Origin of the sequence: Novosphingobium profundi, assembly GCF_018491765.1 — a bacterium.
Lineage (GTDB): Bacteria > Pseudomonadota > Alphaproteobacteria > Sphingomonadales > Sphingomonadaceae > Novosphingobium > Novosphingobium profundi.
On the sequence record NZ_JABWCU010000001.1, the window covers coordinates 325590 to 340372 of the forward strand.

Annotated in this window: 17 protein-coding genes; all 17 read left to right on the top strand. The window is 61.8% G+C overall.

Translation table 11 applies throughout. From position 1 onward, the window contains the following. Positions 1-6: 6 nt before the first annotated feature. The 17 genes from HT136_RS01645 (at position 7) to HT136_RS01725 (ending at position 14751) form a co-directional block, all read left to right on the top strand. Entirely contained in the window at positions 7-1314 is a 1308-nt protein-coding gene (locus HT136_RS01645; protein WP_214197066.1) for a phage major capsid protein, read from the top strand. A gap of 63 nt (positions 1315-1377) precedes the next feature. Next, positions 1378-1716, top strand: coding sequence for a hypothetical protein (locus HT136_RS01650; RefSeq protein WP_214197068.1), 339 nt, complete (start codon positions 1378-1380; stop codon positions 1714-1716). A gap of 23 nt (positions 1717-1739) precedes the next feature. Then, complete coding sequence (locus HT136_RS01655) at positions 1740-2321, top strand: head-tail connector protein (RefSeq protein ID WP_214197070.1); 582 nt, start codon at positions 1740-1742, stop codon at positions 2319-2321. Between the two features lie 65 nt (positions 2322-2386). Then, complete coding sequence (locus HT136_RS01660; protein WP_214197088.1) at positions 2387-2653, top strand: hypothetical protein; 267 nt, start codon at positions 2387-2389, stop codon at positions 2651-2653. Further along, positions 2653-3081, top strand: coding sequence for an HK97-gp10 family putative phage morphogenesis protein (locus HT136_RS01665; protein WP_214197090.1), 429 nt, complete (start codon positions 2653-2655; stop codon positions 3079-3081). Before HT136_RS01660 ends, HT136_RS01665 begins: the two co-directional genes overlap by 1 nt. A gap of 1 nt (position 3082) precedes the next feature. Beyond that, complete coding sequence (locus HT136_RS01670; RefSeq protein ID WP_214197092.1) at positions 3083-3511, top strand: hypothetical protein; 429 nt, start codon at positions 3083-3085, stop codon at positions 3509-3511. Between the two features lie 10 nt (positions 3512-3521). Beyond that, positions 3522-3956 carry a phage tail protein gene (locus tag HT136_RS01675; protein ID WP_214197094.1) on the top strand — a complete coding sequence of 145 codons (435 nt, stop codon included), beginning with the start codon at positions 3522-3524 and terminating at the stop codon, positions 3954-3956. Next, entirely contained in the window at positions 3953-4456 is a 504-nt protein-coding gene (locus tag HT136_RS01680) for a hypothetical protein (protein ID WP_214197096.1), read from the top strand. The genes HT136_RS01675 and HT136_RS01680 overlap by 4 nt, the downstream gene beginning before the upstream one ends. 113 nt (positions 4457-4569) lie before the next feature. After that, a complete protein-coding gene (locus tag HT136_RS01685) occupies positions 4570-4716 on the top strand; it encodes a hypothetical protein (protein ID WP_214197098.1) in 147 nt (48 codons plus the stop codon). Between the two features lie 54 nt (positions 4717-4770). After that, a complete protein-coding gene (locus HT136_RS01690; protein WP_214197100.1) occupies positions 4771-7758 on the top strand; it encodes a phage tail tape measure protein in 2988 nt (995 codons plus the stop codon). After that, a complete protein-coding gene (locus HT136_RS01695) occupies positions 7755-8345 on the top strand; it encodes a hypothetical protein (RefSeq protein WP_214197102.1) in 591 nt (196 codons plus the stop codon). Before HT136_RS01690 ends, HT136_RS01695 begins: the two co-directional genes overlap by 4 nt. Continuing rightward, on the top strand, positions 8342-8932 hold the full coding sequence (locus HT136_RS01700; RefSeq protein ID WP_214197104.1) for a hypothetical protein: 591 nt from the start codon (positions 8342-8344) through the stop codon (positions 8930-8932). The genes HT136_RS01695 and HT136_RS01700 overlap by 4 nt, the downstream gene beginning before the upstream one ends. After that, positions 8932-9342, top strand: coding sequence for a DUF6950 family protein (locus HT136_RS01705; protein WP_214197106.1), 411 nt, complete (start codon positions 8932-8934; stop codon positions 9340-9342). Before HT136_RS01700 ends, HT136_RS01705 begins: the two co-directional genes overlap by 1 nt. Positions 9343-9345: 3 nt before the next feature. Then, positions 9346-11277 carry a hypothetical protein gene (locus tag HT136_RS01710; RefSeq protein ID WP_214197108.1) on the top strand — a complete coding sequence of 644 codons (1932 nt, stop codon included), beginning with the start codon at positions 9346-9348 and terminating at the stop codon, positions 11275-11277. A 2-nt stretch (positions 11278-11279) separates the two neighbouring features. After that, positions 11280-11528 (top strand): hypothetical protein, encoded by a 249-nt coding sequence (locus HT136_RS01715; RefSeq protein WP_214197109.1) that lies wholly within the window; start codon positions 11280-11282, stop codon positions 11526-11528. Positions 11529-11542: 14 nt separating this feature from the next. Continuing rightward, on the top strand, positions 11543-11932 hold the full coding sequence (locus HT136_RS01720; RefSeq protein WP_214197112.1) for a hypothetical protein: 390 nt from the start codon (positions 11543-11545) through the stop codon (positions 11930-11932). Next, positions 11929-14751, top strand: a complete 2823-nt coding sequence (locus tag HT136_RS01725; protein ID WP_214197113.1) for a hypothetical protein — start codon at positions 11929-11931, stop codon at positions 14749-14751. The genes HT136_RS01720 and HT136_RS01725 overlap by 4 nt, the downstream gene beginning before the upstream one ends. Positions 14752-14783 lie beyond the last annotated feature (32 nt).

Below are 14783 nucleotides of genomic sequence, written 5' to 3' on the forward strand. Positions count from 1 at the left end.
GAACAAATGATGACGAAATCGATGCTCTTCGGGGCAGCTGCAGCCGCGTTCGCGGTGGGCCCCATGACCGCACGCGAGATGAAGGCCGGGCGCTATCTGCGCGGACCGGAAGGCCATGACGATCCGCCGAAGACCGCCGCGCAGCTGGCGGCCGAGGTGAAAGCCGACTTCGAACGCAAGCACGACAAGGTCAAGGAGATCGCCGAGCAGGCCCTTGCCGAGGCGAAGAACGGCAACCAGCTGGGCAGTGATCTGAAGGAAAAAGCGGACGAACTGCTGACCGGCATGAACGAAACCAAAGCGCGCCTGGACGATCTCGAGCAGAAGATGGCGCGCGGCGGCGGCGAAGAAACCGGGCCGCGAACCGCGGGTGAGCGTTTCGTCCACGATGAAGGCTTCAAGGAATTTGCCGGTCAGACCCGACCGCGAGGGCGCCATGTCGTCGAGGTCAAGGACATTTCTTCGCTGACGACCGATGCGGCCGGTTCGGTCGGCACCCTGATCGATCCGGATCGTTCGCCCGCGCCGGTCATGCAGCCGCAGCGGCGCATGACCATTCGTGCGCTTCTGGCCCCGGGTTCGACCGCATCGAATGCGATCGAGTATGACAAGGAGACCGGCTTCACCAACAATGCCGCGCCGGTTGCCGAAGGCGCTGCCAAGCCGCAGTCCGAAATCCAGTTCGAAGATGCAAGTGCGCCGGTGCGCACGATTGCGCACTGGATGCGTGCGTCTGTCCAGGTGCTGGCCGATGCGCCGGCGCTGCGGTCCATCATCGACCAGCGTCTGCGCTATGGCTTGGCTTATGCCGAAGAGCAGCAACTGCTGAATGGCGATGGCACGGGGCAGAACCTGACCGGTCTCATGGCAGAAGCGGCGGCATTCTCTGCGGCATTCACGATTGCCGGCGCTACGGCCATCGATACGCTTCGCCTGGGGGCCCTGCAGGTTGCACTGGCTGAGTACGGAGCCAGTGGCTTCGTGCTCAATCCGATCGACTGGGCGCGCATCGAGCTGACCAAAGACAGCGAGGGGCGGTACATTATCGGCAACCCGGCGGGCTCGCTTTCGCCGACGCTTTGGGGGCTTCCGGTAGTTCCGACCCAGGCAATGACCGTCGATACGTTCCTGACCGGTGCCTTCAACATGGGCGCGCAGATCTTCGATCGGCAGGATGCCACGGTGGAAGTCTCGACCGAAGACGGCGACAATTTTCGGACCAACAAGGTGACGATCCGCGCAGAAGAACGCCTGGCGTTGGCGATCTACCGTCCGGAAGCTTTCGTCACCGGCGACCTTGGTTTCGTGGCCTGATCGTTCTTGGGGACGGTCTGATCGGCCGTCCCCGGTAACCGGGCAAATCACTGGAAGGATGTAATGATGGCAGACAAGATCAAGGCGACCTTGCTTCGTCCGCTGAATGGCCGGACGGTCGGTCAGACTGTCGAATATTCCAAAGCGGATTTCGAGCGCCTTGCTGGGCGAGGTGCGGTGGAAGCGGCATCGGAGACTGCCGCGCGCAAGGCCGCCGCAGAGAAGGCCGCCGCGGAGAAGGCCGCCGCAGAGAAGGCCGCCGCAGAGAAGGCCGCCGCGGAGAAGGCCGAAGCGGAGAAGTCCGAAGCGGAGAAGTCCGAAGCGGACAAGGAAGCCGCTGAAAAGCGCGGGTCGGAGGCTTTGAACAAGAAGGCCCCCGAGGCCAAGAACAAGGCTGGTTGATCCAAGCGATACGGACCTGAGCGATGATCTTCGAGCTTTTGCATGTGCCGTTTCCCGATGGGTACGGGGAGGGGCTTTTGCCTCTGGAGCAATGCAAAAGGCATCTGCGCATCACCAGCGATGACGAGGATGAATTGATCCAGGTGCTACGTGATGCGGCGATAGAGTTCGTTGAGCAATATTGCGGCGTTCGGCTTGCGCCTATGACTGGGCTGCAGTGGCAGGCGCAGCGATTTCCCGTGGCTGCATCTGTTCCGTTGCCGCTCAGTGTGGCGCCGGTCACTGCGATCACATCGGTTTCCTGGCTGGATACCGATGGGGGCGAGGTGACCGGCTCACCTGATGACTATCGGGTCACATCACGCGGCGATGTTCTTCCGGCCATCAGCAGCCGTTGGCCCTCTGCAGTTGGTGGTATGGTCAAAATCGAATTCGAGGCGGGATATCCGAGCGGATCGGCACCAAAGTCGCTGCTGATGGCTGCCAAGATGTTCCTCGGCCATTTGTGGATGCATCGCGAAGCGGTGATCGATAGCGGTTCGATGGGCGAAGTCCCGTTCGGTGTGCGTCAACTATGCGCGCCTTTCAGCCGGGTGCTGATCTGATGCGGTCTGTGGGAAAGCGGGACCGTTGCGTCACGTTCCACTCCATTGCGACCAGTGAAAATTCGATGGGTGAGCCGACCGACGATGAAACCTATCCGCAGATCTGCCGTGAGTTCGTCCAGATCATCTACGGCCGAGGAAGTGAGCGCCGGGCTGCGGCGATAGAGGGCGCGGATCAGCCGGCCACGTTCATCGCCTTGTCCAACAGCGGTACACGCCAGGTGGGTACGAAGAATCTGGTGATGTTCGATGGTGACTTCTGGGACATCGTCAATGTTGCTCCGCTGGGGCGCGTCGAGATCGAGTTTACTGCAATCCGGAGGTCGCGCTGATGTTCAATTTCAGCATGTCCGGATTTGATGAAGCGTTCGCGAATGTCGCGAAGGTCGGGCACGCGATCAATGATCATTTCATGCGCGATGCGACGATGAGTGCTCTTGAGCCTGTTGCTGAAGCCGCGCGCTCCCTTGCGCCAGTGGACAGTGGCGATCTGCGGGACAGTATCGTTGTCACGAGTGAAGCGTTCTCGGACGAGAGCGCTGCAGCTTTTGACGGTCGAACCGTGTTCGTGGGGCCGCTGGCGGCAGGTGTCGCCGGCCGGGCCGGACATCGCGATGCCTACTACGCCGGGTTCATCGAACTGGGTACGGTCAAGATGCGGGCACAGCCGTTTCTTGCTCCGGCATGGGATGCGGAGATCGGCAATGTCGAGGCCGCGCTGGGGGTGAAGGTTGGCGAGGCGCTGTTTTCGGCGGTCTGACATGCAGGCAGAACTGATCTCTCGATTGCGAGCATCGCCAGGCGTGACGGCTCGGACAGGCGTTGTGCCCAATGGTGGCGCCACTCGCCCCGCCATCGACTGGATCGAGCGCAAGTCCGACGACCGAACGGCGTTCCCGGCGATGACCTTGCAGACGATATCGGCGCCGCGCGGATACGACCAGGACGGGGCGGACGGCCTGCAGATTCGCCGTATCCGCTTCGAAAGCTACGGGCTGACATACGAGGGGGCGCGCCTTCTCGCCGATGCCGCGATTGCCGAGATGGAGGCCACGGCCGTCATCGGCGGCGTGCGGTTCCATCGATCGAAAGTGATGTTCGATCGCGATTTCCCACCGGAAGACCTTGGCGGCGGCCTGAAGATTTTCCGGACACTTGTTGACATTTCAATCCCATCAACCCGCACATAGGAGATAGACGATGGCCGAAGGTGATGGCGTCCTTGGTGACGGCAGTGAACTGTGGCTGACCGACGATCAGGGCACGCTGACCAAGCTCAAGGGCTTGATGAACGTCAACCGCCCGACCCTGTCGGTGGCCAAGGTCGAAAGTACCGACCATGACAGCAACAAGACCAAGGAATACATTCCTGGCCACGGCGATGTGCCGGAGCTGTCGGCAACGCTCAAGTATGAGCCCGGAAGTCCCACGGATGCGCTGATCCTCGAGCACCTTACGAGCCGCGAGAAGCGCGCGTTCAAGGTGGTTACCGTTTCCGAAGACGGTACGACCGAAGACAATGAAGGGACGATGTTCCTCATGACCTATGCGCCTGACAATGCCCCGCTGGGCGGCATTCGCACGGCAACGCTGACCGGCCAGCCCGGCCCGCTGACGCAGGCTCCGAGCGCATGACCTCGGCCGTTCGTAACAATCCCTTGCTGGGGACGGCAACGTTCGTCTTTCCGTCCGATCCCGCAGCGGAAGGGCGCCAGGAATTTCACCTGGTGCTCAACAACCGTGTGTGGATCGAGGCGGAGGCGGTGCTTGGCTATTCGATCCTCGATGCGGTGGAGGAGCTACGCGCCGCCCTGGAGAGCGGCCGGAATCCCCGGCTCAAGACCATGTGCGCAATCGTCTATGGCGGGCTCAAGCAGAATCATCCCGACGTCACCGAAGACATGATCGTCGACATGTTCTTGTCCGGCGATCCTGCGTTCAAGGCTGGGGTTCTCCAGGCCATGCGCGGCGCGCAGTTGCCGGATATCCCTGATGAGGAGGACGTGCAGCAGGGAAACGTGCAGGCCCCCCGGGGGGGCAAGAGCAAGGTTGGAACTGGGAGCGGGTCTTCCAATCGTACCGGCAAGCCGGCGGCGGCGCGCAAGAGTTCTGGGAAGAAACCCCGCGCTCGGTAATCCTCATGCTTCGTGGGGCGCGGGCGCGTGAGAAGGCCGCCTTCCGCAATCTGGCCACATCTGCCTGGCTGACCGGCCTGCTGAGCCAGTCAGATCCCCGGAGCTATCCCACGTTGGAATCGCTGATTGGCGATGATGCCAAGGCTTCGGAACCACAACGGACCGATCCCGCCGAGGCCAAACAGAACCTGCGGATGTGGGGTGTCTGGCTGAAGGCGGTCAACCGCAAGTCGGCGGCAAAGCCTCCGACAACTGACTGAAGTTTCACCCGCCAGTGGCCGAGATGCCGATGGCGACTTGTTTCGGAGTGAAGAATGACGGGAACGATCGCACGGCTGAACGCCGCGGTGACGTGGGACCTGGACGATTTCGACCGGGGCACGTCGCGTATCGGCGCGACTTTTGCCCGGGTACGGGAGATGGTCACCGGCCTTGGTGATGCCTTTGCCGATGCAGGGCGGAAGATGACGTTGGCGGTGACCGGGCCTCTGCTCGCCTTCGGGGGGTATCTGGCAAGTGTGGCATCGGATGCCGAGGAGATGCAGTCCGCCTTCGACTACACCTTTGGCGCGATGGCTGATCGGATGAACGCATGGGCTGAAGAAACTGGCAATGCGATGGGGCGCGCCACTGGAGAAATGCAGAAGGGGGCGCTTGCGTTCGGTCAGCTGTTCAAAAGCGCGGCGCCAACCGGAGACGCCCTTGCGAGCTTGTCGCAAAGGTTCACCGAGCTCGCGCAGGATGCCAGCTCATTCTACAACGTTTCGTTCGATGTTGCCCTGCAGAAGCTTCGTTCCGGCCTGACCGGCGAATCCGAGCCGCTGCGCGATTTCGGTGTATTCCTGGATGAGGCCGCCGTCAAAGCCAAGGGGCTGGAGATGGGTTTGATTTCGGCCGGGCAGGAGCTGAACGAGCAGGGCAAGATCATGGCGCGCGCTGCCTTGATCGTGGAGAGCTTGTCGGACGCGAATGGGGATCTTAAGCGGACGTCGGATAGCCTGGCGAACCAAACTCGTGCTCTGAAGGATGAGTTGAGCGAGCTGGCGAAGGAATTTGGCGATCGCTTGAAACCCTATGCGAAAGAGGCTGTGAGTTGGCTACATGAGCTAGTCGCGCGGATGAAAGCACTGCCGGAATGGGTGAAAGACGCGGCCGTGAAGCTTGCGGTTCTCACCGCTGCCATGGGGCCGCTGATGGTGGCGATCGCCGGCATAGCTGCCGTTGTCCTTCCCTTGTTCATTACCCGGATGGGCCGGGTCATGATGTTGCTGTCTGCCTTCATCAATCCGGTTGGCACTGCGGTTGTGGTCCTCACCAAGCTGGCACTCGAATTCGGCGTCGTGACGACGGCCTTAACAAGGTTTGCGACGTTTTTCCTCCGCCTGGCTGGTCCAATCGGGGTAGCTATCGCGCTGTTCCTGACCTTCAAGGACGATGTTATTGCGGCGCTGAAGAACGTATTCGAGTACGCGCAGGCAACGCTGGGGCCAAAGCTGGATGCTCTCTTTGGGCAGCTTGGCGAAACCGTAAATTCGTTGATGCAGATTTTCGACGATCTGGCTTCGAGCGAGCTCGGGCAATGGATCTCGGAAATGATCGACCGCGTCGGCGAATGGATTCAGGTATTTATCCAGCTTGGCGGCATGGCGGTTGTCCAGGCAATCGGGACGCTGCTTGATGGCATAACCGCTGTCCTGGAAGCGATCGAAGGTATCGGCTCGGTCATCTCGAGCGTGCTGAAGGGCGACTGGGCAGATGCTTGGCGGCAGGCTGCGCAGACAGTCGACAGCTCCGTTGCGGCTATGCTGCGCTCTGTCGCGAGTATGATGCCCGGTATGCGGCAAGTTATTGCGCTGATGGAGTACGCCGGGTGGATCAAGCCGAAGGCCCCTGCAAATTCGGGCGGGAGCGGGATCAATCCCAATTCGCACCTGGGCAAGATGACGGCGCTGACGGCAGAAGACATGCTGCAGAACCTGCCGGTTTCTGGTGAAGGCAAAAGCTATGCCGAGCCTGACAGCGGCGGGAAGCCGAAGAAGGCGAGGACTACTGGCAGCCGTAGAACAGGCCCATCGGCGGCAGAGTTGGAAGAGCGCCGAGAGGAGTTGAAGCTGCAACAGCAGTTGAACGTTGCGCGCGAATCGGGAGACGTCGATGCCGAGCGCCGTATCGAGCGGCAGCTGGATCTGAATGATCGCATTCACGCCTACGAGCGGGCCGGTCTCAGCACTGCAAAGGCGAAAGTGGCGGCGGAAAAGGATCTTGCCGAGCTTGAACAGGCGCGTGCTGAAGCGCGGGTGAAGGCGCTGGCCAGTGATGATCGCCAGCTTGCGCTTCAGGTTGCCCAGCTGCGCGGTGACTATGACCGTGTACGCCAGCTGGAGCGTTCGGAGGAGCTTGAGCGCGAGATTGCGCATCTGAAGGAGCTTGGCCTTTCGACGACTGAAGCCGAGGCCAAGGCACAAAGCAACCTGCAGGAGCTTGAAGCCGCGCGCGCCGATGCAATCCAGAGGCGCCTGGAGGATCAGAAGGCGGCGCACGAGATCGAACTGGCGCGGCTGCGCGGTGATACCGATGCCTTCGTGACCGCGCTTGAAGAAGCGGAACGCCTGCGCCAGCGGATCGAGGAACTGCAGTCCGATGGCCACATGTCCGAGAGTGATGCTCGGGCGCAGGCGGTGCGAGAAGGCATGGAGCGCGAACAGGCGACAATTACCGGCACGTTCCGGGAGAGCTTTCGCAGCGGCCTGCGCGCGGCTCTCGAAGGCAATCTTGGTGATTTCTTCGAGGGCTGGATGAAGGATCGGGCCTACAACGCGCTCTCTTCGGTTCTGGACCGGCTTGCCGATGCCATCGCCCGGCTGTTTTCGCAAAGTGGTAGCAGCGGAGGCTTTCTTGGCTCGATCGGTTCGGCGCTGGGATCCGTGTTTGGAACGTCTTCGTCCACCGGTTCCGCAACGACGGGGAGTGACATCGTCGTCACGCGTGGCGGCTCGATCGGTTTCGATACGGGTGGCGAATTCCAGATCAAGGGATTCCCCGGCGTCGATCAGAACCTTCTCAGCCTGAATGGCAACCCGATTGCCCAAGTGAGCCAAGGGGAGATCGTGAATGTGCGCAAGGGGGCCATTTCGATGGCCAATGACAACGGGCAGGCAGGGGATACCTACAACTACTACACCATGCCTTCAGATCAGTTCTGGGCCGAGGTTGACGGTCGCGGCGCCAGCCAGGCCGGCAGGGCGGTTTCCAATGAGAGGTCGATCAATGCTCGCCGTCGCCGAAGGGGGCTCGGCCGATGATCGACCTTACCGATCTCAAGTGCTCTGTCGCTGATCCGACGATGCTTGAATGGGCGGCGTTGATGGAGCCGGCGCTTGGCGGGGTAACGCAGAAGGTGGCGCGCGTTGGGACCCGCTTTTCGCTGGATTTCGAGACTCCCGACATGGAGTATGAAAGCGAAGGCCGGCGGACTTCAGCCCGGCTGCAGCGCGCCCAGAGAGAAGGCGGGCGGGTGCGTATCCGGCAGCCCGGGTTCAAGGTTGGATCGCCGGGCGCGCCGCTCGTCAGTGGTGCGCACACGGGCGGGATGACCTTGCTGATCGAGGGGGCCACGCCGCGCTATGCCGTGCGCGAAGGGCAGGCGCTCAACCTCATCGTGAATGGTCGCTACTACCTGTATTTTGCCAGCGCCGCGGCACTTCTGGATGGAAGCGGTGCGGGCGAGATCGGGCTTACGACACCGATGCGCAAGCACATGGCGGGGGGCGAACATGTCGAGTTGGCGAAGCCCTGCATCGAGGGCTGGTTGAGCGGGAACAACCTCTCCTGGCAGCCGCGCACCGACGGCAACATCAACTTTGCTTTCAGTGTGGCGGAGCGAGCATGACGGTTCTTTCTCCTGCTCTGGATGCGGAGCTTGCGAATGATCGCGTGACATTGTTCACGGCGATCAAGCTCACGGTCGGCGAGGATACAATCCGACTTCTGGATGGATCGATGGATCTCGAGATCGCCGGAGAGGCGTTTGGCGGGGAAGACCCGGTCTATGGGGTCTGGGAGAGTGTCGATGCCTTCGAAGATGGGACCGGCGATGAAGCGCCCGGTCTGATGTTCACGCTTGGACCGGTAGATGATGGTGCGGCCCTCGCTCTTTCGTCACCCGACATGCAGGGCGAGGCCGTTCAATTGTACTTCGGCGTCATGAACGAAACCACGGGCGCTGTGATCGGGGATCCGCTTTTGCTGTTCGACGGTGAAGTCGACATGCCCAAACATGAATTCGGCAAGGAGATGCTTCAGGTCAGTCTGGAGTGCGTTGGCGGCATGGAGCGGCTGTTTTTCGAGGATGAAGGCATCAAATTGGCGCCGACGTTTCATCAGCAGGTATGGCCGGACGAAAATGGCTTCAACCACGTGACCGGCATCCAGGACAATATCTATTGGGGCACCAACAAGCCCACGAGTGCCGTCTGATGAACCTGGTCGAACGTGTCGAGGTGGTCAACGCGACGATCGAGCGTTTCGCCGGACAGCCGTTTGAATTCGGGTCCTGTGATTGCGGAAAGATGGTGATCGCACACCTGAAAGCGATGGGCTGGAAGGTCCGGACCGGGGGGGGCTGGAAGAGCGCCCTCGGGCTCAGGCGCTGGCTGCGCAAGAACGGCGGTACCGGTGCGGCCTGTATCGATGGCTGGGGGATCCCCCGAATCCCGCCGGCCGCGCGCATTGTGGGAGATATCTTGGAACTGGAAGGTGAGACCGATTTCGGAAGCTTCGGCATCGCCGTGGGGAACGGGCGTGTGCTGGCATTTCACGAGGACGTGATTGGCGCTGCGATCATTCAGCCCAAGGGGCTCCCCATCAAGGCGGCCTGGAGAACCTGAGCGATGGCGAAAGTGTTGCGGGTCGCTGCGGTGGTGGTTGCCATCGCGGCGGCTATCCCGTCTGGGGGCACGTCGTTGCTCGGGGCGGGGCTGGCAAGCGCCGGTGTCACCGCTGCGGGCGGTGCGGCCCTGAGTGCCGTGACCACGAGCCTTATCGCGACAGCCGTGGGCGTAGCTTCCGGCGTGGTGAGCGCGTTGACGGCCAAGGCTCCTGCGATCGAGGGAAGCCAGACGCAGTGGACGTCGGATCCGAACACGGATGCGAAGATCCTGTTCGGGCGCACCGGCGTGGCGGGCGACGTTTGCTATCGCAAGACCCGTGGCCAGCCCGGTCATAGCACTCAGAACAAGTACCAGTTCATCTATTCCGATATTTCGGGCTGCGGGCCTCTGCACCAGCTCGAGAAGACGCTGGTCGACAAGGCGAACACATCGTTCTCAAGCGACAATGCGATCGGCGACCTGCATAACCGGGTTTATCAGGCGCACCAGCTGGGGGAATGTCCCGAGGCTTCCGAGCTGGCTCCGGCGGGCCCCTGGCCCTCAATCCCGGAATGGACCTCGGCAAACAAGACATCCGGTCATGGCGCCGTGATGAATTGCTTCGTCTTTGACGGGAAGGGCGACGAGACCTTCACGCAGGTGCCGGGCATGCTGTGGGTCTGGCATGGTGTTAAGTGCTACGACCCGCGCCTTGACGATACCTACGAAGGTGGCTCCGGCTCCCACAGGGCCGACGACGAGACGACCCGGGAGGTGAGCTATAACGGTTGGATCCAGGCGCTCACCTTCGCGCTTGCCTGGCATCAGGGCGAAAACGGCATTCGGGTCGGCGGTGTCGGCATGCCGATCACGTCGATCGATGTTGATTCCTTTGTCGAGGCCGCGAACGTTGCGGATGCCAATGGCTGGGTTTCCGGTGGGCGCATTTCTACCGGAGACAACAAGTGGGAGGTGCTGAAGTCCCTATGCCAAGCCGGTGGCGGCGAGCCGGTACGTCTTGGTGCTACGCTTTCGTGTATTGTGAACACGCCACGCGTTTCGATCGGTATGATCACGCGCGATGATCTGATCGGCAATGCCTCGGTTACGACGACGCAGACGCGGCGGGATCGGATCAACGGGATCATTCCGACCTATCGCAGTGAGGATCACTACTGGGAGCAGGTGCCGGCCGGTGTGGTGCGCAACTCCACCTACCTGGCGCAGGATGGCGGGATTGAGCGCACCAAATCGGTCACCTATCCGATGATACAGTGCGAGGCCGGGGAGACGCCCGATCAGGTTGCCCAGATCGCCGGATATGACATCGCCAACGCGCGCGAGGCGGGGCCGGCGGTGTTTCCGCTCAAGCCGCGCTGGCTTGGCTACAAGTCGGGCGATTGCCTGACGATCGAGGACACGCCGGAGTTCGGCTACCTTGCCGGCAAGGACGTGCTGGTCCTCAAGCGTCAGCTCGATCCCGAGACAGGCAGTGTTGTGCTGACCTTTCGGACGGAAACGAGCAGCAAGCATGCCTGGGCGCTGGGCCTTGTCGGCGTAGCCGCCCCCACGACTACGGCGGCAAGCGCGGTGCCGGTGGCAGAGGCGCCGCCAGAAGGTGAATGGACCGCTTCAACCACGATCCAGTATGTCGAAGGTGTTCCACTGGGTACCATCACCCTGACGGGGGCCGTAGAGGATCCCACGGCCGAGCAGATGCTGGTCGAATACCGCGAGGCGGGGGCAACCGAGTGGATCTCGGCGGCGAGCCTCTCGATCAACACGACAACCTATTCGATCAACGGCCTCTCCACCTCGAAGGCGTGGGACGTGGCGGTCAGCTACCATTCCGAACTGCGCCTGGTCTTCGAAGAAATCGGTTTCTTCACGACGACCTGGGACACCGAACAGGTGACCTTCGACAACACCTTCATGACTTTCGATAGGGCGTGATCATGGCGCAACAGACGATCAATCTGGGCTCGTCCGGCAACGACGGGACGGGCGACAATATTCGTGCAGGCGGGGACAAGATCAACGCCAATTTCGATGAGCTCTATGCGGCGGCAAGCACGATCGGAACTTCGGTCCCGGCCAGCGCCACCGCTACCGGCGCGGCAGGGCTCGTCGCTTACGATGCCGACTACATCTACGTTTGCGTGGCACCCGATACCTGGAAGCGCGCGGCTCTCTCCACCTGGTGACCTGAGGCCTCTTCATGACGACAATGACGCTTTATGCGGCGCGAAACATCGATTTCGCGCCGACCATCAACGTGGACTATTCGGGCGACGAACTGCCGCTGATTGGGGCCACGATTTCCATGCAGGTCCGCCAGTACGCCGGCGCGGCAGGTGATCCCGATGCCGAGGATACGGGCGTCACCTTTACGGACGGCGCGCATCCCACGGATCCCGACCTGCGACGTCTGGTGCTCGAGCCGTCGATCGCCAAGGCCGACCTGGCGGCGATGCCGGGGCAGAACCAGCCCGATCCCGGTGACGCGCAGGCCTTCGTCCACGAGTTCAAGATTACCTACGCCGATAGCGGGCAGGACAGTTTGCTGTCGGGTGATTTCATCCTCGCCGCAGGAGTTGACGCCACATGAGCAGCAAGCTTCCCACGACCTATACGGTGCAAGCGGCCGGTCTGCGCGGGCCCGGCCTCACAAGTGCACAGGAAGCGCTCGTCGCTGCGGCCAGTGACTACGCTCAGGACGCTTCTGTGTCCGCTGCTAATGCCGCAGCGAGCGTCGTTCTCGCCGCAGCGGCGCCGCTAGTGACCGCGACCGCGATTGAGAACAGGTCAAGCCCGAACCAGTTTCCTGACTTCGACATGGCCGGTACGGTCGAATACGGCTGGGGATTGGGCAACGCGAGCACAGGCCAGACTGCCGATGGTCGCAAGACGCTGACGTTCGGGAATACGTCCGATACATTGTCTGTGGCATTCGCCAGTTTGGGCCTTGTCTCCGGCGATGAGTTCACGGTCTCGTTCGTCGTCGAAAGCCTGCCAGGCACGGTTACTTCTCAAGTCCATCTCAAGCAGTTGACGGGCGGAACGACCTATCAGAATCAGCAGGAAGTCAACACGAGCGCGGCGGTGACCGGGCCCGTGGTCCACACCTTCACCACCACGGTCGACGCGAGCGCGACGACCTGGCAAATCCTTGCGCGTAATGCGACGATCAGCCAAGTTGCTCTCTACAAAGGCCGAGCGAGCGGTTACCGCCCCTCGTTCATAGGCGACCGGGAAACGGTCGATCAGATGCTGGCCATTCGGCAGGCGCAGAAAGACCAGTTCAGCGCCCCCAACATATGGCCAGATGTGGATATGTTGGGCGTGGCCTCGGGTACTACACTCAACGGATGGCAGTCCAGCCTGACCGCTGGAGTCTTTGGGGGCCGCCAAATCCTCACGGCAACCGGTGCGACCAAGCAGATGTTCATTCCCGTAGCTGACCTCGGCGGGGTTGGCGCGACAATCAGCGCAAGCGCGTGGGTTCATTCGTCCTCGGGCGCCGGCGCTACTTCTGCTGTCAGCATCAGCCAGATTCGCGCCAATGGAACGACCATCAGCACAAGCCAGCTAACCCCTGCCTATTACGCCGCGCGAGGGGCGCAGGGGTCGCGGCTTCGCTCGGTTTCGGGCGTGGTAATCAGTGCCGAATGTGATCGCATCGCCTTCAACTTTGGCAGTGCAACCGCAACGATCGCATTCTCGCTGCCCTCGATCCAGCAGGGTGCTGACCCTTCCTGGCGTCCGCCCCGGCCTGATCTGGAGGATATGTTGCCCTATATTTCCGAATTGTTCCGTGGTCCCACTTCCGGACGACCCGGCGATGCCCCGAACGGGTGGAGGTATTTCGACACAGACCTGGGTTACGGCATCGTGGCCGATGGCCTCGGTGGATGGGCCCGTGAAGTCGAGGGCACCGTTATCGAGAATTACGACTACTACGTGGATACGGTGAACGGAAACGACGCCAACGACGGCAAGACCAAGAGCACGCCATTCGCAAAGCTCTCTACCGCCGTCGCTGCCTTGGGGGCCACAACAGGGCTCAGCATCGGTATTGCACGGGGCTCGGTCCTGCGCGTCGATCCTATCACTCTCGCGGTGGCGAACACCCGGATCGGGGCATATGGTTCGGAAGAGCTTGGCCGCCCGAAGCACCTCGGGTCGCTCGCAACGGCCGTTTCGGCGTTCACGAAGGTTGGGAACCTCTATTCGATCGCACTCGCCTTCACGCCTCGTACCCTGGCCATCGTCAAGGCGGACGGCACGGTGCGCAAGCTCTACATGACGACCGCGAGCGACACCGACAGTGCGGTCGATCCGACGCAGGAGGCTGAATTCACCTGGTTCCCCTCCACTCACGCGACATACCCGAACACGCTGAAATTCTACTCGTCGGAAGACTGGACGGGCGCGAGCATTGAAATCCCGCAGGGCGGCACCGCGACCCCTAACTATGGCATCGACATCGACGGGGTAGGCGGAAGCGGCTGCACCGTGAGCGGCATCGACGTCATGTTCTGGAACCAGTCGGGGATGACCTGGGACAGCCCCAATGTCACAGTCGACGGGGTGAACGCCGATTACAACGGCGGCGACGGCTTCGACCAGCATCCCGGCGCGACGGGTTTCGTCCTGCGCGGCGATGGTCTTGGTCCGAAGGCAGTCGCTGGGCGTGGCTGGTATAACGGCCGATATCGGGCTCAGGGCAACGGCCCTGGCGACGGCACAAGTGCCCATGCGGCGGGTACAGGCGCGGCGGGTTCGATCCTAGCGATGTCGTTCAAGGGCAACACGCAAACGGGCATTGGCAACCAGTGCGGCTGCACGATCCAGTCCTACGGCTGCTATCTCGAAGACAACTACTTCAATTTGATGACCTACAATGATGCGTCGAACATCGCGGGAACGCATACGCACGACTACCTGATTTCGGTCAGCAAGGGTGCCGAACCGCGCAACCTTCCCTTCCAGTGGTACGCGTCGAACGCCACCGATGGGGCGAAGCTGACGGTCAATGTCAAGATCCGGAACGCGACCGTCTACTTCACATCGGGTTCGGCAAACTCGGCCAAGGTGAGCGGCTTCACCAACCGATGGGACAACATCGTGGCAGTCGCATCCGGCGTGACCACGGCGGGCTTCTACCTCCCTGCGTCGAACGTCATGCAGGACAACAACTGCACGTTCTATGGCTTCTCGTCGGTGTTCAACGCATCCGGGATCGACAGTACGGCCGCGAACCGGCTCACGACCAATCCCCTTCTGATCGATCCTGCGAACGGGAACTTCGGGCTGGGTACGGGCTCGCCCGCCATCGCCAGCGGCCTGAATGCAGGGCTCGCCAAAGATTACCGGGGCAACTCGGTCCCCGCATCACCGGATCGCGGCGCGCTGCAGAGGCTGTGATGACCGCCATCGAAATCTACACCGATGCCGTT

What these genes read in the sequence shown, in the direction of transcription:
- HT136_RS01645 (WP_214197066.1), top strand. Translation starts at nt 7, where the DNA reads ATGATGACGAAATCGATGCTCTTCGGGGCAGCTGCAGCCGCGTTCGCG.
- HT136_RS01650 (WP_214197068.1), top strand. Translation starts at nt 1,378, where the DNA reads ATGATGGCAGACAAGATCAAGGCGACCTTGCTTCGTCCGCTGAATGGC.
- HT136_RS01655 (WP_214197070.1), top strand. Translation starts at nt 1,740, where the DNA reads ATGATCTTCGAGCTTTTGCATGTGCCGTTTCCCGATGGGTACGGGGAG.
- HT136_RS01660 (WP_214197088.1), top strand. Translation starts at nt 2,387, where the DNA reads ATGGGTGAGCCGACCGACGATGAAACCTATCCGCAGATCTGCCGTGAG.
- HT136_RS01665 (WP_214197090.1), top strand. Translation starts at nt 2,653, where the DNA reads ATGTTCAATTTCAGCATGTCCGGATTTGATGAAGCGTTCGCGAATGTC.
- HT136_RS01670 (WP_214197092.1), top strand. Translation starts at nt 3,083, where the DNA reads ATGCAGGCAGAACTGATCTCTCGATTGCGAGCATCGCCAGGCGTGACG.
- HT136_RS01675 (WP_214197094.1), top strand. Translation starts at nt 3,522, where the DNA reads ATGGCCGAAGGTGATGGCGTCCTTGGTGACGGCAGTGAACTGTGGCTG.
- HT136_RS01680 (WP_214197096.1), top strand. Translation starts at nt 3,953, where the DNA reads ATGACCTCGGCCGTTCGTAACAATCCCTTGCTGGGGACGGCAACGTTC.
- HT136_RS01690 (WP_214197100.1), top strand. Translation starts at nt 4,771, where the DNA reads ATGACGGGAACGATCGCACGGCTGAACGCCGCGGTGACGTGGGACCTG.
- HT136_RS01695 (WP_214197102.1), top strand. Translation starts at nt 7,755, where the DNA reads ATGATCGACCTTACCGATCTCAAGTGCTCTGTCGCTGATCCGACGATG.
- HT136_RS01700 (WP_214197104.1), top strand. Translation starts at nt 8,342, where the DNA reads ATGACGGTTCTTTCTCCTGCTCTGGATGCGGAGCTTGCGAATGATCGC.
- HT136_RS01705 (WP_214197106.1), top strand. Translation starts at nt 8,932, where the DNA reads ATGAACCTGGTCGAACGTGTCGAGGTGGTCAACGCGACGATCGAGCGT.
- HT136_RS01710 (WP_214197108.1), top strand. Translation starts at nt 9,346, where the DNA reads ATGGCGAAAGTGTTGCGGGTCGCTGCGGTGGTGGTTGCCATCGCGGCG.
- HT136_RS01715 (WP_214197109.1), top strand. Translation starts at nt 11,280, where the DNA reads ATGGCGCAACAGACGATCAATCTGGGCTCGTCCGGCAACGACGGGACG.
- HT136_RS01720 (WP_214197112.1), top strand. Translation starts at nt 11,543, where the DNA reads ATGACGACAATGACGCTTTATGCGGCGCGAAACATCGATTTCGCGCCG.
- HT136_RS01725 (WP_214197113.1), top strand. Translation starts at nt 11,929, where the DNA reads ATGAGCAGCAAGCTTCCCACGACCTATACGGTGCAAGCGGCCGGTCTG.